Source organism: Collimonas sp. PA-H2 (assembly GCF_002564105.1).
Classification (GTDB): domain Bacteria; phylum Pseudomonadota; class Gammaproteobacteria; order Burkholderiales; family Burkholderiaceae_D; genus Collimonas.
The window spans coordinates 1,376,814-1,399,382 of sequence record NZ_PDBX01000001.1 but is presented as its reverse complement, the minus strand read 5'-3'; the positions used below and the strand labels follow the sequence as shown (position 1 = coordinate 1,399,382).

Sequence of the window (22,569 nt, the reverse complement as noted above, 5' to 3'; positions counted from 1 at the left end):
TCCAGATCTCGTTCATTATAGTGATCGATGCATTGGCGATTTATTGCTGCGATTCGTATATCGAAAGCTGACTTCGCGTCAGTGCTGTTGGCTTTTCTGATCAGCATATGAGAACACTACCTATATTCGATATGACATGAAAATCATTCAGGCGTACGTCAATTTCATATGGGAATTTTTCGTGGCGACAATCAGCGATTTGTTGACGATATCTGAAAAAAATTACCCAGGATACCTACAAATTTTAGATGTCGACTCCCCAGGTTCGAGTCGTAAGTACTAAACAGAATGTAATTATTTCTCACGGTACTGCTAGCTATGAAACTGCTTGCCACCCCGCTAAATAACGTCCCCAGTGCCTGAGTCAAGTCATCCCGTTTATTGGCTTCCTGAGTGATTATTTGATGAATGTGCTGCTCATAGCTGTCTAGCGTAGGATTTGTAAATGCCAACAACCCTACAATCGATACCATTATGATGGTTGATGATAGTTTCATTCTTCGTGTCTATCCGGCGTCGCTTCATTGATAAACTGGTACGCAGCGAAAGGCAAAACTAATGTGCCAATTACCCACGCAACGCATTGTTTCCACTCTGTGCTATTGCGATATTTTGGGATGAATGGAATTTTATTTTTTGCGTAAATTTAATACTCTCTTCCAAAACGCCACCTCGAACAGAATACCTGCAGCAAAGAGAATTGCCGCCCCCGATTCTAAACCAAGAATGTACATGACTACGGCACCCGTTAAGCATCCTAGAGTAATGACGTGTTTCATTGGCAGATCCTTCCTGTCTGGTTCACGAGTTACGGCACGGTTGAATGCAAGTTTATCCCACATCATGTTGCAACTGCTCGACCAGTTTTTCAAGCAAATATCTACGATGCGGCGACAATTCCTGAGTTTTCGCCGTGAGACTGAGCAATTCCGGCGGTAGTTTCTTCACACCCTTCGCAGCCACGTCTTTTGCCTCAGGCATTAACTTCGTTGGCGTTGGTCCATAGTGCAACCAATGCTGATCCACATTTAACTATTTCGCGATTGTCGCCAGCTTGTCGCTGGTGGAAATCGCCCGTCCCGTTAGCCATTTGTGAGCCGTCTGCGACGAGATTGCATTTCCTTCGTGCCGAAGATTGAATCTCAGCGCTAGTTCTGTCGTGCCCAGAACTGATTCGAGGCTGCGTCGCAATGCAAATTCCAGGCGCTTCGTGAACGCCTCTTTTTCTGGGTTGATAGGCATGATCGCATTCTGCGATAACTTTAATCAATATACGTAGATGCCCTGGTTTACGCCAACGTCTTTCCGATTTGTAAAAACATCTCCATTTTGTTGTGAATTTTCCAATTGATAATGTAATATGCCATTTTTTCCATGCGGCAATCTCTTTTGGGTTTTGCCATTTTCCGGCCTGTAGCTATACGGCTTAATCAATTGAAATAAATGAGCTTTAATGGACGATGTATCTTCCACGCAAAACGGCGTGAGTAATGCCGCAAACCTCGGTATTCAGCCGAAATCCCATGCTTGCAGATGGCTTGCGGCCATTTCGATAGTCCTCTTCATATTGCTCACCGCAACGGCGTGGTATTCGGTTGATCAATACAACGGTATGCAACGCAACGATGAATTGGTTGATGCCGAATGGAGCCACATGTTGAATCAATACGCTCGCCGTACCGATCTGATTCCGAATTTGGTTTCAGTGGCCAAATCTTATGCCACTCATGAGTCGAAACTGTTCGCTGAGATCGCAGCTGCACGTAGCCGGCTTGTCGCTCTTCCGACCTCTCCAGAACACAGCCGAGACCCGCACGCCGTTACGCAATTCCAGCAAGCACAAGATCAATTGTCTGCACCGCTGTCTCGACTATTAGTACTTGCAGAAAGTTATCCGGACTTGAAGGCTAGTGAACTGTTCAGAGACTTGATGGTGCAGCTTGAGGGGACGGAAAATCGTATTTCCTATGCGCGTCAACGCTACATCGCAGCCGTCGCTGAATACAATCTCATATTGCGCCGCTTTCCAAGCAATTTGATCGGGAACTGGGCCGGCTACAAGGTTAGAGCAAATCTCAGCGCGGGAAACACTTCGGCGCTGCCTCCTGTACCGAAAGTAGAGCTGGAATGATGCTGCGCAGATTCTGGATCTTTGTGGCGCTGATATGCTGTGCCGCCGCTTATGCGCATGCCGCCGAAAATGCTCAGCAAGCTGAGGAAGCCTTTCCTATTCCCGATCGTTACCAGCTGGTCAACGACTATCTTGATGTTCTCGACATGTCGAAGAGACTGGAGATAAGCAAAAGACTCCAGGCATTGGAGAAGCGTAACGGAACCCAAATTGTGTTCTTGTCGGTACCGTCGGTCGGCGCTGACGGCCCGTATCCCTATGCGGTGAAAGTGGCCGAGAAATGGGACATTGGAAATAACGGGCAGGGAAACGGGGTATTGTTTCTGGCGGCTCAGGGCTACGGCCCCGTTATTTTGACAGGCCCCGGCATTGCTGGCGCGCTCCCCGATGCAAAGCTCGCACAAATCGTCAGAGAACTCATAGAGCCGCGCTGGAAAAAGGAAGAATTTGCCGAGGGAATTGAGGATGCTATCGATGCCATGATTCTAGCCGCGCAGGAGGAGGATACCAAAGCTACTTCCCATGAGTATCAGGCAGCCCAGGTCGCTCCCAACCAACCGAAGTATCTCTTGATCGGGGCTCTGGTCTTGCTTGGCGCCGGATACGCAGTAGTTCTATTCTGGTTTCGAAGCAGAAAGAAAAAGCATATTGGCGTATTTATCATCCTTGCCTGCGCGATTTATTTCGCTTCCACCTGGAAGACGGACCTGGAAAAATTAATGGTGCCGGTAACAACCTATGTGGAGTCACAGGCTGGCAATCGATTTGTTGCGGTCGACCCAGCCAAATTGCCTATTACCCCAAAAGATCTGACAGAGCCCGGGGTGACCACCGTCGTGTATTTTCATGACGATACCTGCGAAGCATGCATGCAACTGGATCGGAATCTAGCTGATTTTCAGCGCGTTCGTCCGGATGTCGCCGTGCGCAAGATACCTATCAGCAAAGGGACTAACGCATACTCGGAGGCGATCAGGGACTACCAAACGAGAATCTACAAGGCGCCTTTTATTTTGATTTTTGGCGCGAATGGCAAATTGATCGCCGCAGATGATCGCACCGATTCGACTGGCGAAGACCTTCTCGAGCGCTGGATGGCTTTAGAACTGGTTCAAGCCGCATACCGCAAGTAGTTCTCAAAATCCCCCCGATTTCGGCTTCGATGCGCGTCAATCGTCCATGTACCTCCTTCATTGCAACGAATGATAGGAGTAATGGAAGTAAGATGTTCAAAGGGATCGGGAATATGATGGCTACTTTATCCGAAGTGTGATCGCTAGGTCGATTACTTCGGCTGAGTCGGAGCCAATACAATTAAATCAATCGTCGATTTCATGATGAGTTACTGGGAAGGGGATATGCAGTGTAAAACTCACTTGCTATTTTCCAGGTGCCTTTCACCTTCAGGAGCTGGATGACTTTCCAGCCGTAACCACCTTTTTGCGATTTTGATTCTTTTGTCACGAAATCCAGAGACGCCTGCGCGAGCCTGCCGTCTTGCTCTATGCGGACATTATAGAAATGTTGTTCGTATTTCTTGTCGCTTGAGAAAACTGCCTGACGAAAATCTTCGTATTGGTGCGTGTCAAGACGCTTGTTGTCAGTACTGCGGCTATCCAGGGAATTTGTCGCCATGAAGGGTATTTGTTCATCAAGAAGAAGTGCCGCAAATGCCTTCTCGTCGCCGGTGTTCACCGACTTGGTGTATGAAGCCAGCAGCTGTTCGATAGCTTGTCTATCCTCAGGGGAGGAATGGTGGTCAGAAAGAAAAGACGGAGTCTCCTGTGCTGCAAGCGATGCAGTGACGAGCAGCAAAGCTATCGCTGCAAGAAAAGTCTGAGATTTCATTGCGACTCCCGGAATTGAAAATTATGGCATGCGACTACTTGGCGGAAATTTGTATGGTGCTGGTGCCGTACTGAGCGGAATTATCTGGTGTTGTCGTGGAGCCGATAGAGCCGGCGCCCGTGCTTTAATTGTATGGTCCGCGGGCGGTCGATAGCAGCGACTGATTCGACAGCAAGCTATTTGCTTCTAGGAACATATACTGGAAAGTATATTGGCGCTGCGGCACATGGAGTTCGAGTGGGTAGCAGGTCAAAAGGAAGGTATTCCAGTTTTCCTTGCAATGCGGGGAAATTTTTATCCAGATGTACCCGTGCAGCTTCCATGTCTTGGCCGTAGTGCACTTTCACGCTTTTGCCGCCGAACGTGTATTCAACATCACCCAAATAAATAACCTTACCCTTTGGCACTTCAAAAACCATCGTTTTTGTATCGTCACAGGGATGGAAGTTGGTGCCCAGAAATACGGAGCTGCTATCTTTAACAACGCGGACATTGGTTACAGCCACCACATCGCCTGCTGACGCTTTGCCGACGACATAGCCATCCTTGGCTGCGGCATAGACAGCAGCGGGCAAGAAAATATTTTGATGAAATACGCCATCTTTTATCGATCCAGGAAAGATCGAAACGCGATAGTTGTCTGGAGCCACCCCCATAATAAAAATCGATTCGTTGTCCGTAGGCGCAAGCGTGGTGCTGTCCAGTTGTCCCATTGAAGTACATCCGTTTAACAACACCAGCAAACTAACGGCTAATCCTACCCTCTTCATTGTTTGTCCTTTTATAATTTTATTTCAGACGTTAAGGCTTTTTTCGGCACACGTTGTCGAAGTACTGTCACAAAGGCAGGCGCACAGCTAAACGTATGGGTGACGCATGTTGCCACTAAGTAATCATTAACGCAATAATGAATTCCCGCCAGTATTGGCAGACTAACGCTGTTCATCTGGGATTCCGAGCTGGAACCTGTGGAAGACGTTCGTGGTTTGGAATAGTTGAGCGAAGGAGAGTATTGAAGGCAGATGTCCAGTCTTCTGCTACACGCATTTCCGATCGTGCCGATGGCATTTCCCTGGCAGTTATCGTGATTGCGGTGCGTGTCCTGCTCGGGCTGCCGGTTTGACCTATGCCGTGAGTGCTGCGGAGTGACTAAGGTTACAGGTGATGACTGCCTGTGGCCATTTGCTCCCACTCAGACCATCCTGTCGTTCGTCCAGGAAAAGCTATTGCCTTGAACGGCCACGCTTCCTTCATCCACGTCTGCAGTTCCGCCAGAACCTGTTCCGCGAAATTGCTGGTGTTTTCCCGGGTATCCAGCCAGAAGAAAGCTTGTGCGCCGTAGGCGGACTTGCGAAGATCGTTCTCAATTCTCGACTTGATTGGCTTGATGTAAAGGCAGCCCAGATAAGCTTCCTTGTCGTGGCTGAGGATCGCATAGGCGCAAGCCTCGCGCGCAAAGAATTCACGTTCGTGCCGCTCAAGATCTGCGAGATTTTCAGCATAGCTCATATGCGGATCAGGCCATCCATTCGCTGGGCCAAATACATGGCGAATGGCATTCGCACTGGCTGTCACGCTGGCGAAATCCTGCGCGGCAAATTGTGGAGACAAGATCTCAAGGCAAAATGAATCTGATTTGTAAGCTTGAGGCGGAGCGTAGCCATCCGGAATAAATGACATCGGTGATCGCAATCAGTATGTTGAGAAGTGGACGGATGTGAAGTTCTGCCATTGAATGAGATCTACGGCAGATCGATTTTACCCGGATTTGGACAGTTGATGACGACCTCGGATTGAGCCTTGAAAGTAATCAAGACGTAGTTCTCTTGTGATTCCTATTTTTTCCGCAACGGCACATCCTCAAACAACCAAGCCAACACAAACGCCAGCGCAATAATGCATCCCGCAACAATATAGACCGTGCTCAGTGCGCCGCCAAACGCTTGCAGATAATCATCGCGCAGTGCTGCCGGCAAATGATGCACCGTGCTCGGGCCGAAGGTTTGCGGCAGGTCGGTGCCGGCCGGAATCAGCTCGGCAAGCCGTGCGTGCAATCCCTGTGTGAACAGCGCGCCGAAGGCGGCGACGCCGATGGAGCCGCCGATCGAACGGAACATCATGGCGCCGGAGGTCGCCACGCCCATGTGTTTGTAGGCCACGGTGTTTTGCACCGCGAGCACCAGCACCTGCATCACCATGCCGAGCCCGGCACCGAGCAAGCCCATGTACATATACATCGTGCGCAGCGGCGTCGTGTTATCCAGGGAAGCAAGCAGGAACATGCCGATGCAGGCAATCAATGTGCCGGCAATCGGGAAGTAGCGGTATCTGCCGATCTTGCTGATGATCTGTCCGCCGATGATCGATGTGACGAGCAGGCCGCCCATCAACGGCAGCAGCTGCATGCCGGCTTCCGATGGCGTCGAGTTCTTGACCACCTGGAGGTAGAGAGGCAGGAAAGTCACCGATCCGAACAGGGCCATGCCGACGATGAAACCGATCAGGCTGCTCAGCACGAAGGTGCGTTCGCGGAAGAGTTCGAGCGGGATGATGGGTTCGGCAGCCATCCTTTCTTCATAGATGAAGCCGGCGATCGACAGGATGCCGAGCGCCAGCGTGAACCAGAGTTGCGGCGACGACCATGGCAGGATGGTGCCGCCCTGGCTGGTGAACATGATGATGCAGGTCAGCGCCGAGGCTAGGAAGGCGGCGCCCATATAATCGATTTCGTGCTTCACGCGCACGATGTGCGGCTTGAACGCGGTGCCGATCACCAGCAGCGCGACGATGCCGAGCGGCAGGTTGATGTAGAAGATCCAGCGCCAGGAAAGATGCTCTACCAGAAAGCCGCCGATCAGCGGGCCGACCACGGTCGCCAGCCCGAACACGCCGCCGAACATACCTTGGTAGCGGCCACGGTCTGCGGGTGGAATGATGTCGCCGATGGCGGCCATCGTCACCACCATCAGGCCGCCGCCGCCAAGTCCTTGCAGCGCGCGCAGCAGCACCAGTTGCGTCATGTTCTGCGCCACGCCGCACAGTACCGATCCCAGCAGGAACAGCACGATCGCCGTCTGCAGCACGATCTTGCGGCCGAACAGGTCGCCGAATTTGCCGTAGAGCGGGACCACGATGGTCGACGCCAGCAGGTAGGCGGTGACTACCCATGACAGGCTTTCAAGGCCGCCCAGGTCGCTGACAATCGTCGGCAATGCGGTCGACACGATGGTCTGGTCGAGCGCGGCCAGCAGCATCACCAGCAGCAGCGCCGAAAAGATCAGGCGCACCGGCGGATGGTCTTGTGCTTGATCACTGGCGTTGGCAGTGTCTTCAATGCTTACGGTAATATCGGCGCTCATAAGGTGGCGATCAGCTTGGAATTAATTAAATGATCGTTTAATATATGTGAAATTTCCTGGGTAGTCAAATGGCCGAATCAAAGATAGTAAAGAAGCAATCCTCCGTGCGTACGAAGGTTGCTGCGGACAAGGACGCGAAGCCGGCTGCCGCGGTCAAGCGTCCGGGGCGGCCGATGGGCAGTGCGCGCGGGCCGGAACAGCGCAGCCTCTTGCTTGACACGGCGCTGGCCTTGTTCGCACGGCAAGGCATCGCCGACACCACGCTGGCTTCCATCGCGCGCGAAGCCAAGGTGACGCCGGCGATGGTGAATTACTACTTCACCAGCCGCGAGCAGTTGATCGACGGCTTGATCGAGGACCGTTTCATGCCGGTGAAAGCTGCGTTGGGAGGCGTGTTCCAGAGGCATCCGGACGATCCGGTGGCCGCCATCACGGAGCTGACACAGCGGTTCGTGGATGTCGCAACGGCCAATCCATGGTTTGCGCCGCTATGGCTGCGCGGGATCATCACGCATGACAGCCTGCTCAAGCAGCGCATGCATGCGCGTGCCGGCGATGAAGACCAGAAGGCGGCGCTGCTATGCATCAAGAAATGGCAGCGCGACGGGCTGCTCAACGCCGACCTGGAACCGCCGCTGGTATTCATGTCGCTGATGGGGCTGACGATCCTGCCGCTGGCGGCGATCATGACGCGGCAAATCGGTCCGGAGAACAAGCCGATTGATGCCAAGGCAATCGCACGGCATGCGATTGCTCTGCTGGTGCAGGGGGTTGGAGCTTAGATTGACTGGATGATGTCATCTCCATAACGACAGCGTGCGCCACTCATTGCAATGTCGCTGAGATCGACGCCATCCTAATTCTGCGCTAATTGTTTACTGTTAGCGTGACGCCGGCTTATGAGAATATTGAGCCTGTCGTAGCCGATAAATTAGCTGTCCGGCACAGGAAATTCATCAACTCCTAGATCAAATACATGAAAAATTTCACCTTCAGCAGTTCGGCCATGGCTGCGGCCTGTGCCCTCGCGTTTTTGCAGATTGCCCTTGCCGCGACCGCCCACGCTGCCACGCAGGAGAACTACAAGATCGTCTCGCGTTTTCCCGTAACTGGCGTGGAGGGATGGGATTACATCGCCGTCGACAGCAAACGGGACCATCTGTTCGTCAGCCGCTCCGACCATGTCCAGGTCATCGATACCCGCTCGGGAGAAATGGTTGCCAACATAGCCGATACCGCCGGCGTTCACGGCGTGGCGATCGCGCAGGATCTGAAGCTCGGTTTCACCACCAATGGCCGCGCGGACACGCTGACGGTTTTTGAGCTCGATAGCCTCAAGACCATCGATACCATCAAGGCCATCGGCGCCGGCCCAGACTCGATACTTTATTACCAGCCGTTGCAGCGGATCTACAGCTTCAACGGCAAAAGTCAAAGCGTGACGATCGTCGATGCCGTCACGCGCAAGGTGATCGACACGCTACCGGTCTCCGGCCAGCCGGAGTTCGCCGTCAGCGACAGCCTGGGCCATGTCTTTTTCAATGTGGAAGACAAGAACGAAATTGCGGTGATCGATGCGCAGTCTTCAAAAATCGTCAAGCGCTGGACCATGGCTGCCTGCGACGGACCGAGCGGCCTGGCGATCGATGACCTGCATCACAGGTTGTTTTCGGTATGCGGCAACAAGAAAATGATGGTGGTCGATGCCATATCGGGAAAAACCATCACGACGGTAGACATCGGCGACAGGCCGGACGCGGCCGCGTTTGATCCGGCTACGGGGCTGGTCTTCGTTTCCAATGGTGGCGGAACCTTGACGGTGGTGCATGAAGATACGGCTGACAAATACACGGTAAGAGCCAACCTCGCCACGCAAAAGGGCGCGCGGACATTGGCGCTCAATCCGGAAAGTCATCTGGTCTACCTGGTAAGCGGGGCATTCGGCGCGGCGCCGGCGCCAACCCCAGCCAATCCGCGCCCGCGTGCTCCGCTGTTGCCGGATACCTTCAATGTATTGGTTGCCGCGCCAAATTAAGTAAGAGCGATAGGGATTTTCAACGATCCTTTCTCTTCACCGAAGAGCAAGCTAACTGCTGGCTCAATATCGATACCGCACCCGCTAGCGGAGATGCGCGCCCTTGTGCGCGCATGAAGTTCTTGATAGCAGGCGTGCAATGCGCTGACCAGGCTTGGCTTTTAGCGGATTAATGTTTTGATAGTAATTTGCGGCAGAAATGCCGCTTCTTTCTCTTCATGAAATGTTGCCTTGCTGCATTTTCATCAAGCCAGTACGATGTGAAATTCCAAGGCAGCAGGGCGAGCGTGGCCAAGCCCGTTCAAAAAAAAATGCGCAGTTTTGAATCCAAACTGCCATCCAGCCTCATCCAAGCAGGGTAAGCCTTTCACGAACCCCTTTCAGGAGACAGCATGAACTCGGAAACCATCTCAAACCTCGGCCCCCTCATCATTCCCGTGCTGGGACTGTGCATTCCCATCGTCGCTATCATCATGGGCGTGCTGGCCAAGATGCGCCGCGCCGAACTGATGCACGAAACGGTGCGTCAGCTGGTTGCGCAAGGCCGCGAGATTCCGCCGCAGCTGCTCGACGGCAGCTTGCTGGCGGATCGTCCTGCCGGCGGCAATTCCGGCTGGCAGAACAAAAGCGTCCAGCTGATCTTCGGCGCGACCAACGCGGCGGCGGGCTTAGGGTTGATGGTGATGTTTTACGCCATGCGGCCAGACGAATGGCTGTGGGCGATCGGCTGCATTCCCTTGTTTGTCGGCATCGCGCTGCTGGTGGTGTGGAAGATGGAATCCAAGTCCGCACCGCGTTAAACCTCTGTGAAACCCGACGTCGCCGCGCTGGCGGAAGATCCCGATCTCGCTCTGTTGCAGCGGGTGCGGCAGCATGACGATCGCCAAGCCTTCGGACTGCTGGTAAGGCGCCATCAAGGGGTTGTGCGGGCGCTGCTGCGGCGTCTGGCCAGAGGCGATGCGGCGTGGGCGGACGAGCTGGCGCAGGAGGCGTTTTTGCGTGCTTACCAGAACCTCGGCGGCTTTCGCGGCGAGGCCCGCTTCCGCACCTGGCTGATCCGTATCGCCACCAATGTGTTCCTGGAACAGCGCCGCCGCGGCGACGCCCAGCTGCAGGCGCAGACCCAGGCTTTGAACGATGAGACGGAACAGCATCAGATTGCAGCCGGGGGCATGGCTCAGGCGGACCATGCCCTGTCTTTGAGCGACACGGTAGCGCTCTCGCTGGACGTGCAGCGGGCGCTGGATGTGCTTAGCGAAGCCGAGCGGCAAGCTATCGTGCTGAGCTACTGGGGCGACCTCTCCCACGCGGAAGCCGCGCTTGCCTTGGGATGCCCGCTGGGCACCCTAAAAACCCATTTATTGCGTGGCCGCGCCAAGCTCGAAACGGCGCTTGCCGCCTGGGGCCCTTGCCAACCTTTGGAGCAGTGCAAATGAAGCAGATTCCCACTTCGGATTCATCCGGCTCGATGCGGCAAGATGAGCTGCAGAGAGAGGCAGTCGATCTTGCTTCGGACGGGAACGGCTGGCTTGCGGAGATATTACGCCGCCAAGCTCAGCTCGATGAACCTGCAGACGAAGGATTTGCCGCCGCCGTGATGCAAATTCTACCTGAGCGTTCAACCGGGTCTGTTGTGACTACCCGAAAGAGTATCTCGGGTGATAGCAGCACTTCCGTATTGCCGGGCTGGCTGGCGACGTTACTACCTTTGCTTGGAGTATATGGATTGGTGGTTACGGCCGCGACGATGCAGTGGTTAGCACTGACACTGGCGGTGATTCCTGGCGTCGGGGCGCCGCCGTTGCTTGGTCCTGGTGTGCTTGAAGCTTGGGAAAGTCTGGCTAATTCTCTTGTGATCGGTCTGGCTCACTGGCTGGCGCCGGCTATGATCCTGGGCTGGCTCGCCTGGTGGTTACACCAGCAGGAGTGGCTTCTGGAATAGTTGGCCGGATCTCCCAAAAGATACGGCCGCTGTGAAATTCTCTGGCTTATTGCTGAATTACTTCAATACTCTTTTCCAAAAAGACAGTTCAAATATCATGCTCGCGGCAAAGAAAATGACGACGCCGGATTCCGAGCCGATGGCGTACATGGCCAAGGCGCCGGCTAAACAACCGAGAGTAATCAAGTGTTTCATGAGAGTTCCTTAATCATTGGATATTAAGCTTGTGGTTAAGACAGTATCACGTTGAAACAGCCCCGGCTAATACGCCAGCTATTTGCCTGGATCAAAAATCCAACTTCCCAAAACAAAAAAGGCAGCGCTCCGGGGGGAGGCGCTGCCATCAATCGACTATTCAAGGAGACCCAAAGAGTCGAAGTTACCTAGTGTCCTGAATCGGAAGTTCGTTGAAGAAAAGCGATGAAATCGGCGCCATGCGTCGTTGCAAATACTCGCAAGGGACCACACCCTTGCTCCGTTTTGCGCGGGGCGGCCATCCGCCTAGCCTGACGCCGATTTCATCACTTTTCTTATTCAACGAACTTCCGATTCAGGACACTAGTTTTGCTAAGTCTTAAATCGCCCAGCCACCCGCATAGAAGACTGCCAGGGCAATCGCGATGGCGACGGTGCCGACGTTCAGCTTGCGGAATTCGCCAGACACCACGCGGCCGATCACCAGGGTGCAGAAGCCGAGCATGATGCCGGTGACGATGTTGCAGGTGAGGACGATGAATACTGCGCACAGCAGGCCGGACATGGCGTCGACCATGTCATCCATATGCATGCGGCTGACGCTGCCGAGCATCAGCAGGCCGACGTACATCAATGCCGGTGCTGTCGCATAGGAAGGCACCAGGCCTGCCAGCGGCGAAAAGAAAATCACGGCCAGGAACAGCAAGCCGACCACGACGGCGGTCAGGCCGGTGCGGGCGCCGGCTGCGGTGCCGACAGTCGATTCGATATACGCGGCAGCAGGAGCGCCGCCTACCAGGCCGGCGAAAATCGAGCTCAGCGAATCTGCTGTCAGTGCTTTGCCGCCATTGTGGATGTAACCCTTTTCATTGACTTGCCCGGCCTGGCCGGCGACGGCGCGGATGGTGCCGGTAGCGTCGAATACAGCAGTCATCACCAGCGCCAGCACGCTAGGTAGCACGGCCATGCTGAGCGCGCCCTTGATATCCATCGAACCGATCAGGCTGGCATGCCCTGGCGAGCTGAGTGCAGGCATGGAGAAGATGCCGGTGAACTTGACTGCCGGATCGAAGATCAGGCCGATCACTGACAGCGAGACCACCACCAGCAGAATCCCACCCGGTACGCGGCGGCGCTCAAGGCCGAAGATGGCGGCCAAGCCGACGATGCTCATGACGACCGGGAAGGCAGTGATGTGGCCGAGCGCCACTGGCAGGCCAGGACCGGCATTCTTGACCACCAGGCCGACGTCGTTGGAGGCGATCAGCAGCAGGAACAGGCCGATGCCGACGCCGGTGCCGTGCGCTACGCCGGACGGCAGGTTTTGCAGGATCCAGGAACGGATGCCGGTCACGGAAATTGCAGTGAACACCAGGCCCATCAGGAACACGGCGCCGAGGGCGACCGAAGGCGACAGTCCTTTGCCGAGCACCAATCCGAAAGCAGTGAAGGCGGTCAGTGAAATGGCGCAGCCGACGGCGATCGGCAGGCGCGCCCACAGGCCCATCAGCAGCGAACCGAATGCAGTGGTCAGGCAGACTGCGACGAATACCGCGCTGACGTCGAATCCGGCCTTGCCCAGCATGCCCGGCACGACGAACACGGAATACACCATGGCCAGGAAAGTGGTGATGCCGGCGACGACTTCACGCCGTTGGGTGCTGCCGCGTGCGGTAATCTGAAAGTACTGGTCGATTTTACCTTCGGCCACGGCGATAGGTTCACCCAGGCCCACAACAGGCTGGGGCTGGAGTTGTTGTTCCATCATGATCGAGCTGCTCCTTTGTATGTCCACTGCAGCGGCCGGTAACCGGCTTTGAATCGACTGTTAGCCGACCGTCAACAGGGTGTCTCGTGTTATGTTTTGAATTGCCAGCAACCGCACACCGAACCCTGGTAACTGGACTGCTCGTCGTTTGCAAAGAAGATCAGTTCGGCGAAGACAGCTTAGGGTATGGATAGCCGCGAATCCATCATGAGGGTTCAATAGACGCCATTCGCATTTCCATATGCGGGGCAAGGCGGCGCAATGAAAAGGCCGTTCGCGCAGAGTGAAACCGCAAGGGAGAAGGCAATCAGGGAGGGCGGCGCAGCCGGAATATAAATCCGCTGGCAAAACGGCAAGGCTTGCCGTGCGCCTACTTACTGGTGGATGGTGTAGGTCAGGTCGTGCCAGTTGTGCGAGGTCTTGGCGCCGCGGCTCTTGCCGGGGAAGCGCATTACCGCGATTTCGCGCTGCGCCCGTGCATCCAGTTCCGGATCGCCGCAGCTTTTCCTGATCGCCACATCGGTCACGTGGCCTGCGCTGTCGAGATACACGCGCACCAAGATCTTGACCGCCTGCGCGGCGGGCGCGGCGTTGGATGGGGCAGCTTTGGCGAGCAGTTTTTCGATGAGACTCATGGCGTATCCTTATCTGCAACAATTCTCTCTCACTTTACTTGTTTAAGATATAGCAGCATTCCATAAACATCGGGTCCGATAACAGAAGCCGTTACCGGGAGCCGTTACCGGGGGAACACAATGCGTCTCAGCTTGCTTTGTCCTTTGTTTTGCGCGCTGCTGCTGTCAGCCTGCGCGACCGTGCCGGAGGGCGCCGGCGGCGCTTTGTGCACGCAGGCGGGCGGCAGCAGCCAGTTGCAGGCCGAACTATTGTTTGGCCGCGACATCAATGGCCGCGGACCGGTAAGCGATGCCGAGCGCGCCGGCTTCATGGCTGAGGTGGTGACGCCGCGTTTCCCGGATGGCCTGACTACCTGGGACAGCCGCGGCCAATGGCGCGATGCGGCCAGCGGCAAGACCATCCAGGAAGACAGTTTCGTGATCCGCATCGTCGCCGCCGCAACGCCGGAGACGCTGACGCGGCTGGCGCAGATACGCAGCGCCTATACCAGCCAGTTCCATCAAGATTCGGTGGGTTTACTGTTTACCCCCATTTGCGCCTCGTTCTGAGAGCTGCGTGATCCACAACCGCCGCCAGCCTGGCGATGACAAATCGTTAGCTGGCGTGTCGTTCATCCGCAAGCCGCGCCCGCCCGCTGAAGCCTGGTGACGTATCAAATTGTTGCCATCGGGAAATATATCTGTCATTGTCGTTTTGCACATATTTGTGTGTAACTTCTCGTGGAGATGACATGACAACGACTATTGAATCGCTACAGCTTACCCTCAAGGAAAAGCACAATCTGTTGACAAATCATGCTGTTTTTTCGGCCATCTGCAACCAGAACGATTTGCGTCTGTTCATGGAGTGGCATGTTTTTGCAGTATGGGATTTCATGTCGCTGGTGAAGCGCTTGCAGATGGACCTGACCACCACCTCGATTCCGTGGTACCCACCGGCCAATCCGCATGCCGCGCGCCTGATCAACGAGATTGTGCTGGGCGAGGAGTCGGATATCACGCCCAAGGGAGCGATGACGCATTTCGATCTGTACCTGTCGGCGATGAAAGAGATCGGCGCCTCCACGCGGCAGATCAATCAGTTTTTAAACATGATCAGGAAAGGCGATACGGTCGCTACCGCGCTCAAGCGGGTGGAGGCGCTGGCGCCGATCCAGCGCTTTGTCACGGCCACCATCAACACCTGCCAGGAAGGGCAGACGCACCAGGTCGTCGGCAGCTTTTTCTACGGCCGGGAAAATGTCATCCCGGAGATGTTCCAGGCCTTGCTGAAGAGCTGGAGCATCGCGCCGGTGACCGTACCCGAACTCAACTTCTACCTGGAGCGCCACATCGAGGTCGATTCCGGCGACCATGGACCGGCGGCGCAACGCATGATTGAAGAGATCACCGGCAACGATCCGCTGCAGATGCGCGAGGTGCTGGAAGCCGGGATCAAGGCGATCGACGAGCGTCATCGCTTATGGGATAGCTTGCTGGCGGCCCTGCAGCATTCGCCATCCTGAAAGCGCATTGCCGGCAGCGCTTGCAGGCACGCATGGCCTGGGACGCCGAAATCATTTTTCAGCGCCGGCGGTGGTTTTATGAGCAAGGCGTTGTATTGGCAGGCGTAGTCCGCTGCTTCGGCCGGATGCCTTGGTCTGGCCGGAGCGGTTCTAGCATCAAAAAATATTTAAATTGCTATTAAGAAATTTATTTCCATGTGGAATTTAATGTACTATTGTTGTTGATAGGCAATCACAATAATAAGCAAGTAATACTCCGATAATTACTCCTGCACGGGGACTGGCGAGGTGAAATATGTGGCTTAAAACAATTTTCAGCAAACCCGCGACCAGTAGCCACGATGAGGAGATGCACGACGCAGCAAAAAAAACGCATAGCCAGCAGCCAGCAACGCCAGCCAGAGGACCCGCACCGATAGCCGAGCGGGCTGCACTGGAGCCGGCGAAAAGCGCCAGCCATCAGATCGAGTACGACGAAAAGCTGATTCCGCAACTGAAGGGCGACCATGCGGCGTTGCTGTTGATGTATTCGACGGTGGCGAACAGGATGAGCGCCGACAAATGGGATGCCGTGCCTGCCGCATTGCGCGAGATGCGGATGGCGATGTACGGCCATTTGCTGACTGAAGGCGTCAAGCTGTATTCCTACATGCGGCGCAGCCTGGCTGAAGATCCTGCCCTGCACGATGTCTATCGTTCCTATAAGCGGGAAATGGATGGCATCGGCCGCGTGGCGTTTGATTTTTTCGACAAATACCAGGGCAAGGAATGGATAGTCTCGCGCGATGCGCGCAGCACATTCAAGGATGAGTTTGAAAATCTCGGCAAGGTGCTGGTAGACCGCATCACGCGCGAAGAAAATATTCTCTACCCTCTGTACATCCCGTCATAACCGCTGCCGCATGGCGCGGCGGCTGGCGCCGGTTCACGGTTGCCAGGCGCCGCTCCGATACACCACTGCATCGTCCAGGTAGACCGCCTCGGTCACCGCAAAGACGTCGATATGATATCTGGCGCTGGCGCGCTTGATGTTCGCCTTGTTGTAGACCCCATGTTTGGCGCCGAGCGAAAGGTGGATGCCGCACATCCGCTCGTAGGTGCCGATGTCGCTCACCATGCGCTCCTGCGAAAACGCCCGGTTCATGCCGAAGCCAAGCTCGCGCAGCCACACTTCGCCTTCATCGGCGCGGATGTTGGCCAGCACCTGGTCGAAATCCGGAGTGGAATCGATGACCTCGGCGACCCGGCCTTTGCTGATCACCAGGGTGATCGGCTGCGCCGGCTGGTTGACCCGGAACGCGGTGTCGCCGAACACGAATATGCGCACCTTGCCATTGACCGCTTCCAGGTCCTGCGCCTCGGTGAAGACTTCGCCGATGGGGAACTGGCCGCCGACATTGTTCATCTCACTGTAGTCGCCGATATTCAGCTTGGCCGCCTCGAACGGTGAATCGAACACCAGCTGCGCGCCGCCGCTGTCGACCACGCCGCGCCGGGCGCGGTCGATGCGCGCCTTGAGCGCGTAACCGACGCCGCGGTAATAGGCAGGATCGTAAGCCAGCGATTCGATGTAATACAGCGCCTCAGGTCCAGGCATGCGCGACAGGTGCGGATGCTCTATTACCTTGAGGCCGCGCTTGAAGAGTTCGACGCGGATGCGGAACGCTTCCAGGCGGAAGTTGGTGGACTGCACCAGGATCACCAGATCGCCCGCCTGCAGCGGCGCAAAAGCCGCCAGTACGGCGTCCGGCGCGAGCGCATCGAAGTCGATGAAGGTGGCGTCCGGCAGGCAGCGCCGGTAAGCGGCGGTCAGCGTTACGGCCAGTTCGCAACGGGCGTCCGAGACCACCACGGCGGTATGCGGCGCTGCATGCTCGACCGCCAGCGACAGGATGTCGCGCAGGTGTTTTTCTGCAGTGTCCTGCGCGTCCTGGCTGATCACGTTGGCGGGGGCTTGGTTCTGTATCGGGTTCATCTTCACATTTATCTCGGCGTGGGAGATGGCATGCATGCTAGCCCTGCCACTCCTGTTGGAACAGCATTTTAATCGACAACCCGTACCGGAGGCGGTTTTGCCGGGAATTGCATGCAGGCTGGGCTAGTTCAAATCCGATGGCGCAGAGTAAAGATGCGGTGGTCCGATAAGTCTTTGTGGCTTGCTAGGAGTTACTTGGAAAAGCCGTAATCGACAAGGGTTTGCCGGGCTTCCGGCGTGAGCAGGAACAAGGCGAAGCGGTAAGCTGTATCGTGCGAGCCGCTGCGTGGATTCAATACGGTCAGGCCGAAATCGGCAGAAACGGCGAGCTCGGCCGGCAGCTCAACCTTGGTGAAGCGGGCGTCATGGGTGGTTTGCCGCGAGCTGCAGTAGCCGATGAAGGCATCGACCTGTTTTCGTTCCAGGAAATATTTCGCTGCGTCCTGGCCGGCCGGCGCCGGCGGGCTGTTCTTGCCGCCGACCAGCTGCTGCGCTTTGCCTTCCAGCAGTTCGCTGGCGCCTGGCTGGACCTTGCCGGCTTTGGCAAACAGTATCCAGGCATAGTCGCCGCCGGGGTCGGCCTTGGGAGTGGATGTGCCGATGTTGACGGCGGGATCGAGCAGCTTGGCCAGCAGATTTTCCGTGTTCAGCTGCAGCTCCGGGCGCGCCAGCACGCATACGCGGTTGCGGGCAAACACCAGCGGCGGGGTGGCCTTGCCTTCGCGCGCGAGTTGCCGGGGATGCGCCATATTGGCCGAGGCAAACACATCCACAGGTTCTCCCTGCTCTATGCGCTCCAATAACAACCCGGAGGGGCCGAACACCAGCTCGACCGGTGCGCCGGTGTCGGCCTCGAATTGCTTGGCGAGCACTGTCAGCGGGCCGGTCAGGCTACCGGCGGCAAAGACCTTGAGCGGATCCTGGGCGAGAGCGGGATTGCTTGCCGCAGCCAGCAGCGCCAGGGGCAGCACCCCGTACGTGAAAAGTGAAAATCTGGGCATGGTTTGGTATCGCGGCGGTAGAGGAGGGTGGGTTTGCTTTCGCTGTATTTTAAAAGATATAGCGAGGGGTTGAAAAAAAGCCGTCAATCCGGCTTTTCTCATGCATCGTTTTGAGGAACAGGCTTAGTTTGCCAGACCCTTCGCCAGCAGTTCGGCCACCAGCTGGTTGAGATCGAGTTCGCGCTCTTTCGCCAGCGTTTGCAACTGCTGCACCAGCGTGCTGTTGAGCTTGACCGCGAACGGCACCAGGCCTAGCGCCTGATCGCGTTTGCGCTGTTCCTTGCGGTCGACCACGGCGGCATCGCTGTTGCCAAAGCCGCCTGCGCCAGGCGCGGTCATTTTGCCCATGAGTTTCTTGGCGTCGCTCTTTGCCATTCCGGTCTTTTTCACAATTGCTATCCTTCTCTATTAATGATCACGGAGTATAAGCCTGTTAGCGTCGTTTGCCGCGCAATCTGGCTATTCGCGCCGCTGCCAGCTCATGGCCCAGGAGTAGAAGCCGACCAGGGCGCCGAACTGGATCAGGCTGGAGCACAGCAGGTAGATGAGGGGGTGCCACAGCAGCGAGTAGCGCAGCATCAGCCAGGCGGCAAAGGTGTATTGGAATGGCGTCAGCACGGTCAGGTAAAGCACGGCCAGCAGGGACAGCAGGATTTTGCGAGCGATGCCGAAGTCGAAAATATTGTACAGCAGGCCATAGATCCAAGGCGTCAGCAGGATCAGCACCATGGATGCTTGCGCCAGCGCCGAGATGGAGGAGGCCGACTGATAAGGGAATTCCGCCGCCCAGAAGTAAAAATACAGCTGGCTGGCCAGTTGCACCAGGCCGATCACGCGCAAGGCATAGGATATCGGCAGCATGCGGGCCGGCAGCAAGGTGGTGGCCAGCAGCAGCGTGGTGCTGATCAGCATGCCGCTCCACCATTGCAAAGGATTCGGCAGCGCCGCTTCGACGTAGGCGTAGGGGACTGAGCGGATACCGGGAAAAGCGCTGTGGCCCATACTTAGCGTCATGTCGTCGCCAAGGCGGTTGGCCCAGAATCCGATAATCGCGGCCCACAACTCGGCAATCAAAGGCCAGGCGAGCAGCGTGCAACAGAAGATCAGCGCCGGCAGCAGCAAGATATCGATCCAGCGGCTGCGCGGAAAAGCCAGCCGGCGCAGGGCGCGATGGGTTTGTATCAGCTGGCCGCCAAAGCCGGTGAAACGCGGATTGACCGCTGCCGGCTTGCCGCCGCTGCCGTCCTGCCGCGCTTTCATCTGAAACTCCAGCGCCAGCCGAGATTGAGGGAGAGCCGGTCGTAGAGCGGGCTCTGGTAGTACTCCAGCCCTGCCAGCAACATGCTGATGTGGTTGATCCGTTCGCGCCATTGGAGGTTGACGGTATTGCTCTTGAAGTTCACCAGTTCCGGTCCGCCCGGCAATACCTTGTAGGTTTCCTTGGCATGCTCGTAGCGGACGATGACGGCGCGCCGGTCGTCATTGCCGAAGGTCGCCGCGATATATTCGCTGGGGCCAAGTATCGAACCCGGATCGGCCCAGTTCAGGCGTACTCCGCCTTCAATCACCACCCCAGTCAGGTAGGCGATGCCGGTCAACAGCAAGCCTTTATCGGAACGCGCGCTTTCATTGCCCTTGGCGTAGTAGGCGCCGATGCCGGCGACGTACTGGCGCTCGCTGCCGAACTTGCGATAAGCGGTGGCATCCGTGCGCCAGCTGGAAAACAGAGGACTGTTGCCGGTGCCGACGCTGACGGTGCTGTAGTAATCCGGCGAGAAATCATGGGTCAGCGAGACGCCGCCATAGTTGCCGGTATAGCCGAAACGAGACTGTTGCGTCAATTCGCCTTGCACCACGCCGAGGGAGGTCACCGCCATGCCGCGCAGCGACATCAGGCGCGCGTGGCCATAGCCATTGGTCATGTGGCCATCGCCGCCGGTCAGTTCGAGAGCCGCCAGCTCGGGGCTCAGTTCGGGAGCCGCGGCGGCGGTGCTTTCGGGCGGCGCTACTGCAACCGGGGCTGCATCTACCGGAACCGCCAGCGCCAGCGGCATAGGTGCCGGATCGAGCGCGGCGGGCACTGCATTGGCCGGGGCAGGCAGTATTGCCGGCGCAATTGATGCGGCCGGTGCAGCCGGTGCGCGTGGCTGTGCCGCGGCGATAGGTGCGGCGGCCGGTGCGGGCAGCGTGCTCATCAGCGGCATCAAGCGCGCATGCTGCAATAAGGGAACCTGTATGTCGGTGCTGTCGTCAGCTGATGCACAAGCAGGAAATGCGACACAGCCGAAGGACAGGCCCAAAGTTGCCAGTGCTGTTTTCAATGCAGTGCTTCCTTTATCAACGGTGTTGAAATGCGAAGTTGCTTGCTGTCGCCGGCGATCACGGTCCAGTTGTCGCCGTGTTGCTCTACTCTAGCATTGCCGGCCAGAATGTGTGGCTTTGCATACAGCGCAACCGGAAACAGCCAGCTTAGCTGCTGCAATGAGGCTGCATTGGCGGCATCGACCACGACAGCATGCCTGTCGCTGGAAATATTCCATACCGTCTGTTCCCGGCGGTTCATGAAGCGCGCCAAGTCGGTCATGGTGCGCCAGCGGAAACGGCCGTTCTTTCCAGCCTCGTCAGCGGCCAGCATCAGCCGGTTGATGGCGTCGGGATACAGCACTGCTCCCGGCGGGTGGAAATAAATCAGCCGGATCTGTCCGGTATCCTCGGTAAATTGCACCAGCGACGTCAGCCAGTTGCTGATTTCGCTTTCCGGTATGTGTTCCATATAGGCTTCTTCGATGGTGCTGATATGGCCATAGGTCTGCACCGGGAATGACCAGATACGCTTGTCGCGGCGGCCGTCGCGATAGGTATGGGTCGGACCCTGCCCGATATTGCCGGTGAAGTAGTAGGCCAGCACATCCTGGTCGTCTAGCCAGTTGGTGACCCAGACCGGCTGGTTGCCGGTCGGCGCCGAGTATTCGGTCTGCGGGTGACCGATCAGGTTTTTCACGGCATCGGCATTCTGTTCCAGATAAGGGGTCATTTTTTCGGCATTGCCGGCGCCCAGGTTCTTGCCGAACCAGTCATGTATCCAGCCGCCGTGGCTGCCGATTTCATTGCCCTGGACTAGCAAGGTTTGCAAGCGCGCTTGAAACGCGCGGTTATGGTTGAGGTCGACGCCGAGGCCGTCGCCAAAGGCGCGCTGGTCAGGACCGGCGGTGACATGGATGCTGAACGGCCCGCGCGTAAACACGCCGGCCTTGATCAGCTGGTCCATGGCGGGAATGCAGATCTTGGCGTCGCAATGCCAGTTCAAGACCAGCCCGCCGATCGCGTCCGGCGCGGCGGACAATTGCGGCTGGCCCATGATGCGGTTGGCGAAGTAGTGCAGGAAGCCATGCATCAGGATGCCGTCGGTGCGCAGCTTCAGGTATCCCAGCGGCAGGTTGACGAACAGCACGTGGCCCTTGCCGACATCGTGTTCTCCCGCAATCACGGTATTGCCTTCGGCTTGCATGAGCAGGGTGCCGGCGTAGGTAGCGGCGGTACGCAGGGCCGGATAACGCAAGGTATCCTCGCCGTAGCCGGACAATACCGCCAGCTCACCGCTTTTGATCCAGCGTCCCGGCGGAATCTCCAGCGCCTGCATGATCTGCGGACTGCCTGAGATGGTTGGGTTGAACGACATTTTGTCATGCAGCGCGCCGTACATGGCATAGCTGGTCCCGGCCAACCTGGAAAAGCGCGACGCCGGTTCGCTGTAGTAGCCGTTCTCGTCCAGCACGCCGGCATCGCCCACCAGCATCAGGGCGCCGCCGTTTTCCACAAAGCGGCTGATCTGATTGACGAAAGCGGTACTGATCTGGCGATGGATGGTGTCTGGCAGGATCACGCCGGCAAACGGCCGTTCGCCTTGCAGTCCGCGCCGTGAAAATTCAGAGGCCGTAATGGTTAGCAGGCGGATCCCTTCTTCCGCCGCGCCGTCCAGCCATGCCTCGGAAAACAAGCGGTTGGCCTCGGACAGTTCGTCCGGCAAGACCAGGACAATGGCGTCGCTTTGCCATTGCGCCGGGCTGATCTGATTAATGAAATAGACCCAGCCGGCGCCGCCGCCGATGATGATGGCAAGCGCCAGCGTCAGCAGGATCTTGCGCAGATTGGGGTGGCGTAGGGCGCTCATGATG

The 22,569-nt window shown here is 56.7% G+C and carries 25 protein-coding genes and 1 pseudogene; 10 read left to right on the top strand and 16 right to left on the bottom strand.

Annotated features, from left to right (window positions below; genetic code table 11):
• Nucleotides 1–191: 191 nt before the first annotated feature.
• The 3 genes and pseudogenes from BCF11_RS28580 to BCF11_RS06360 form a co-directional block, all read right to left on the bottom strand.
• Nucleotides 192–473, bottom strand: coding sequence for a DUF4359 domain-containing protein (locus BCF11_RS28580; protein WP_369827838.1), 282 nt, complete (start codon nucleotides 471–473; stop codon nucleotides 192–194).
• Between the two features lie 156 nt (nucleotides 474–629).
• Nucleotides 630–845: a hypothetical protein gene (locus BCF11_RS06365; protein WP_098494000.1), complete on the bottom strand. Its 216-nt coding sequence runs from the start codon at nucleotides 843–845 to the stop codon at nucleotides 630–632.
• Nucleotides 832–1,242, bottom strand: a pseudogene (locus BCF11_RS06360) (transcriptional regulator). The gene BCF11_RS06365 and the pseudogene BCF11_RS06360 overlap by 14 nt, the downstream one beginning before the upstream one ends.
• 211 nt (nucleotides 1,243–1,453) lie before the next feature.
• Here BCF11_RS06360 and BCF11_RS06355 point away from each other — a divergent pair.
• Nucleotides 1,454–2,131: a LemA family protein gene (locus BCF11_RS06355; RefSeq protein ID WP_098493999.1), complete on the top strand. Its 678-nt coding sequence runs from the start codon at nucleotides 1,454–1,456 to the stop codon at nucleotides 2,129–2,131.
• Entirely contained in the window at nucleotides 2,128–3,264 is a 1,137-nt protein-coding gene (locus BCF11_RS06350; RefSeq protein ID WP_098493998.1) for a YgcG family protein, read from the top strand. The genes BCF11_RS06355 and BCF11_RS06350 overlap by 4 nt, the downstream gene beginning before the upstream one ends.
• A gap of 199 nt (nucleotides 3,265–3,463) precedes the next feature.
• Here BCF11_RS06350 and BCF11_RS06345 read toward each other — a convergent pair whose 3' ends face one another.
• From BCF11_RS06345 to BCF11_RS06330, 4 genes are all read right to left on the bottom strand, one after another.
• Complete coding sequence (locus BCF11_RS06345; RefSeq protein WP_098493997.1) at nucleotides 3,464–3,979, bottom strand: nuclear transport factor 2 family protein; 516 nt, start codon at nucleotides 3,977–3,979, stop codon at nucleotides 3,464–3,466.
• 176 nt (nucleotides 3,980–4,155) lie between these two features.
• Entirely contained in the window at nucleotides 4,156–4,749 is a 594-nt protein-coding gene (locus BCF11_RS27460; RefSeq protein WP_143751270.1) for a hypothetical protein, read from the bottom strand.
• 385 nt (nucleotides 4,750–5,134) lie between these two features.
• Entirely contained in the window at nucleotides 5,135–5,659 is a 525-nt protein-coding gene (locus BCF11_RS06335) for a hypothetical protein (protein ID WP_098493995.1), read from the bottom strand.
• 155 nt (nucleotides 5,660–5,814) lie between these two features.
• Nucleotides 5,815–7,338, bottom strand: a complete 1,524-nt coding sequence (locus BCF11_RS06330) for an MDR family MFS transporter (protein WP_098493994.1) — start codon at nucleotides 7,336–7,338, stop codon at nucleotides 5,815–5,817.
• Between the two features lie 104 nt (nucleotides 7,339–7,442).
• On the opposite strand from BCF11_RS06330, the gene BCF11_RS06325 reads away from it, so the two are divergent.
• The 5 genes from BCF11_RS06325 (at nucleotide 7,443) to BCF11_RS06305 (ending at nucleotide 11,315) form a co-directional block, all read left to right on the top strand.
• Nucleotides 7,443–8,120, top strand: a complete 678-nt coding sequence (locus BCF11_RS06325) for a TetR/AcrR family transcriptional regulator (protein ID WP_233212398.1) — start codon at nucleotides 7,443–7,445, stop codon at nucleotides 8,118–8,120.
• A gap of 194 nt (nucleotides 8,121–8,314) precedes the next feature.
• Nucleotides 8,315–9,373 carry a YncE family protein gene (locus tag BCF11_RS06320; RefSeq protein ID WP_199110772.1) on the top strand — a complete coding sequence of 353 codons (1,059 nt, stop codon included), beginning with the start codon at nucleotides 8,315–8,317 and terminating at the stop codon, nucleotides 9,371–9,373.
• Between the two features lie 392 nt (nucleotides 9,374–9,765).
• On the top strand, nucleotides 9,766–10,173 hold the full coding sequence (locus BCF11_RS06315; protein WP_098493992.1) for a DUF6249 domain-containing protein: 408 nt from the start codon (nucleotides 9,766–9,768) through the stop codon (nucleotides 10,171–10,173).
• 6 nt (nucleotides 10,174–10,179) lie between these two features.
• On the top strand, nucleotides 10,180–10,809 hold the full coding sequence (locus tag BCF11_RS06310) for an RNA polymerase sigma factor (protein WP_098493991.1): 630 nt from the start codon (nucleotides 10,180–10,182) through the stop codon (nucleotides 10,807–10,809).
• Nucleotides 10,806–11,315 (top strand): hypothetical protein, encoded by a 510-nt coding sequence (locus BCF11_RS06305; RefSeq protein WP_098493990.1) that lies wholly within the window; start codon nucleotides 10,806–10,808, stop codon nucleotides 11,313–11,315. Before BCF11_RS06310 ends, BCF11_RS06305 begins: the two co-directional genes overlap by 4 nt.
• Before the next feature lie 57 nt (nucleotides 11,316–11,372).
• On the opposite strand, the gene BCF11_RS27930 is transcribed toward BCF11_RS06305, so the two are convergent.
• From BCF11_RS27930 to BCF11_RS06295, 3 genes are all read right to left on the bottom strand, one after another.
• Nucleotides 11,373–11,510, bottom strand: a complete 138-nt coding sequence (locus BCF11_RS27930) for a hypothetical protein (protein WP_158229155.1) — start codon at nucleotides 11,508–11,510, stop codon at nucleotides 11,373–11,375.
• A gap of 379 nt (nucleotides 11,511–11,889) precedes the next feature.
• Nucleotides 11,890–13,245: an NCS2 family permease gene (locus BCF11_RS06300; protein WP_369827837.1), complete on the bottom strand. Its 1,356-nt coding sequence runs from the start codon at nucleotides 13,243–13,245 to the stop codon at nucleotides 11,890–11,892.
• A gap of 407 nt (nucleotides 13,246–13,652) precedes the next feature.
• Nucleotides 13,653–13,913, bottom strand: a complete 261-nt coding sequence (locus BCF11_RS06295; RefSeq protein ID WP_098493988.1) for an energy transducer TonB — start codon at nucleotides 13,911–13,913, stop codon at nucleotides 13,653–13,655.
• Nucleotides 13,914–14,033: 120 nt separating this feature from the next.
• On the opposite strand from BCF11_RS06295, the gene BCF11_RS06290 reads away from it, so the two are divergent.
• The 3 genes from BCF11_RS06290 to BCF11_RS06280 all read left to right on the top strand — a co-directional run bounded on the left by BCF11_RS06290 (nucleotide 14,034) and on the right by BCF11_RS06280 (nucleotide 16,310).
• Nucleotides 14,034–14,462, top strand: a complete 429-nt coding sequence (locus BCF11_RS06290) for a DUF3574 domain-containing protein (RefSeq protein ID WP_098493987.1) — start codon at nucleotides 14,034–14,036, stop codon at nucleotides 14,460–14,462.
• Nucleotides 14,463–14,644: 182 nt separating this feature from the next.
• Nucleotides 14,645–15,418, top strand: a complete 774-nt coding sequence (locus BCF11_RS06285) for a DUF3050 domain-containing protein (RefSeq protein WP_098493986.1) — start codon at nucleotides 14,645–14,647, stop codon at nucleotides 15,416–15,418.
• Between the two features lie 349 nt (nucleotides 15,419–15,767).
• Nucleotides 15,768–16,310 carry a hemerythrin domain-containing protein gene (locus tag BCF11_RS06280; protein WP_158229154.1) on the top strand — a complete coding sequence of 181 codons (543 nt, stop codon included), beginning with the start codon at nucleotides 15,768–15,770 and terminating at the stop codon, nucleotides 16,308–16,310.
• A gap of 33 nt (nucleotides 16,311–16,343) precedes the next feature.
• Here the strand turns inward: BCF11_RS06280 and BCF11_RS06275 are convergent, their stop codons facing one another.
• The 6 genes from BCF11_RS06275 to BCF11_RS06250 form a co-directional block, all read right to left on the bottom strand.
• Nucleotides 16,344–17,393: a hypothetical protein gene (locus BCF11_RS06275; protein ID WP_098497351.1), complete on the bottom strand. Its 1,050-nt coding sequence runs from the start codon at nucleotides 17,391–17,393 to the stop codon at nucleotides 16,344–16,346.
• A gap of 191 nt (nucleotides 17,394–17,584) precedes the next feature.
• Nucleotides 17,585–18,394 carry a molybdate ABC transporter substrate-binding protein gene (gene modA / locus BCF11_RS06270; RefSeq protein WP_098493984.1) on the bottom strand — a complete coding sequence of 270 codons (810 nt, stop codon included), beginning with the start codon at nucleotides 18,392–18,394 and terminating at the stop codon, nucleotides 17,585–17,587.
• Between the two features lie 123 nt (nucleotides 18,395–18,517).
• A complete protein-coding gene (locus BCF11_RS06265) occupies nucleotides 18,518–18,784 on the bottom strand; it encodes a hypothetical protein (RefSeq protein ID WP_098493983.1) in 267 nt (88 codons plus the stop codon).
• Nucleotides 18,785–18,853: 69 nt separating this feature from the next.
• Nucleotides 18,854–19,654 (bottom strand): hypothetical protein, encoded by an 801-nt coding sequence (locus BCF11_RS06260; RefSeq protein ID WP_199110770.1) that lies wholly within the window; start codon nucleotides 19,652–19,654, stop codon nucleotides 18,854–18,856.
• Nucleotides 19,651–20,715, bottom strand: coding sequence for a YaiO family outer membrane beta-barrel protein (locus BCF11_RS06255; RefSeq protein WP_233212397.1), 1,065 nt, complete (start codon nucleotides 20,713–20,715; stop codon nucleotides 19,651–19,653). The genes BCF11_RS06260 and BCF11_RS06255 overlap by 4 nt, the downstream gene beginning before the upstream one ends.
• Nucleotides 20,712–22,565: a hypothetical protein gene (locus BCF11_RS06250; RefSeq protein ID WP_098493981.1), complete on the bottom strand. Its 1,854-nt coding sequence runs from the start codon at nucleotides 22,563–22,565 to the stop codon at nucleotides 20,712–20,714. Before BCF11_RS06250 ends, BCF11_RS06255 begins: the two co-directional genes overlap by 4 nt.
• Between the last annotated feature and the right edge of the window lie 4 nt (nucleotides 22,566–22,569).

What these genes read in the sequence shown, in the direction of transcription:
- BCF11_RS28580 (WP_369827838.1), bottom strand. Translation starts at nt 473, where the DNA reads ATGGTATCGATTGTAGGGTTGTTGGCATTTACAAATCCTACGCTAGAC.
- BCF11_RS06365 (WP_098494000.1), bottom strand. Translation starts at nt 845, where the DNA reads ATGATGTGGGATAAACTTGCATTCAACCGTGCCGTAACTCGTGAACCA.
- BCF11_RS06355 (WP_098493999.1), top strand. Translation starts at nt 1,454, where the DNA reads ATGGACGATGTATCTTCCACGCAAAACGGCGTGAGTAATGCCGCAAAC.
- BCF11_RS06350 (WP_098493998.1), top strand. Translation starts at nt 2,128, where the DNA reads ATGATGCTGCGCAGATTCTGGATCTTTGTGGCGCTGATATGCTGTGCC.
- BCF11_RS06345 (WP_098493997.1), bottom strand. Translation starts at nt 3,979, where the DNA reads ATGAAATCTCAGACTTTTCTTGCAGCGATAGCTTTGCTGCTCGTCACT.
- BCF11_RS27460 (WP_143751270.1), bottom strand. Translation starts at nt 4,749, where the DNA reads ATGAAGAGGGTAGGATTAGCCGTTAGTTTGCTGGTGTTGTTAAACGGA.
- BCF11_RS06335 (WP_098493995.1), bottom strand. Translation starts at nt 5,659, where the DNA reads ATGTCATTTATTCCGGATGGCTACGCTCCGCCTCAAGCTTACAAATCA.
- BCF11_RS06330 (WP_098493994.1), bottom strand. Translation starts at nt 7,338, where the DNA reads ATGAGCGCCGATATTACCGTAAGCATTGAAGACACTGCCAACGCCAGT.
- BCF11_RS06320 (WP_199110772.1), top strand. Translation starts at nt 8,315, where the DNA reads ATGAAAAATTTCACCTTCAGCAGTTCGGCCATGGCTGCGGCCTGTGCC.
- BCF11_RS06315 (WP_098493992.1), top strand. Translation starts at nt 9,766, where the DNA reads ATGAACTCGGAAACCATCTCAAACCTCGGCCCCCTCATCATTCCCGTG.
- BCF11_RS06305 (WP_098493990.1), top strand. Translation starts at nt 10,806, where the DNA reads ATGAAGCAGATTCCCACTTCGGATTCATCCGGCTCGATGCGGCAAGAT.
- BCF11_RS27930 (WP_158229155.1), bottom strand. Translation starts at nt 11,510, where the DNA reads ATGAAACACTTGATTACTCTCGGTTGTTTAGCCGGCGCCTTGGCCATG.
- BCF11_RS06295 (WP_098493988.1), bottom strand. Translation starts at nt 13,913, where the DNA reads ATGAGTCTCATCGAAAAACTGCTCGCCAAAGCTGCCCCATCCAACGCC.
- BCF11_RS06290 (WP_098493987.1), top strand. Translation starts at nt 14,034, where the DNA reads ATGCGTCTCAGCTTGCTTTGTCCTTTGTTTTGCGCGCTGCTGCTGTCA.
- BCF11_RS06285 (WP_098493986.1), top strand. Translation starts at nt 14,645, where the DNA reads ATGACAACGACTATTGAATCGCTACAGCTTACCCTCAAGGAAAAGCAC.
- BCF11_RS06280 (WP_158229154.1), top strand. Translation starts at nt 15,768, where the DNA reads ATGCACGACGCAGCAAAAAAAACGCATAGCCAGCAGCCAGCAACGCCA.
- BCF11_RS06275 (WP_098497351.1), bottom strand. Translation starts at nt 17,393, where the DNA reads ATGAACCCGATACAGAACCAAGCCCCCGCCAACGTGATCAGCCAGGAC.
- modA (WP_098493984.1), bottom strand. Translation starts at nt 18,394, where the DNA reads ATGCCCAGATTTTCACTTTTCACGTACGGGGTGCTGCCCCTGGCGCTG.
- BCF11_RS06260 (WP_199110770.1), bottom strand. Translation starts at nt 19,654, where the DNA reads ATGAAAGCGCGGCAGGACGGCAGCGGCGGCAAGCCGGCAGCGGTCAAT.
- BCF11_RS06250 (WP_098493981.1), bottom strand. Translation starts at nt 22,565, where the DNA reads ATGAGCGCCCTACGCCACCCCAATCTGCGCAAGATCCTGCTGACGCTG.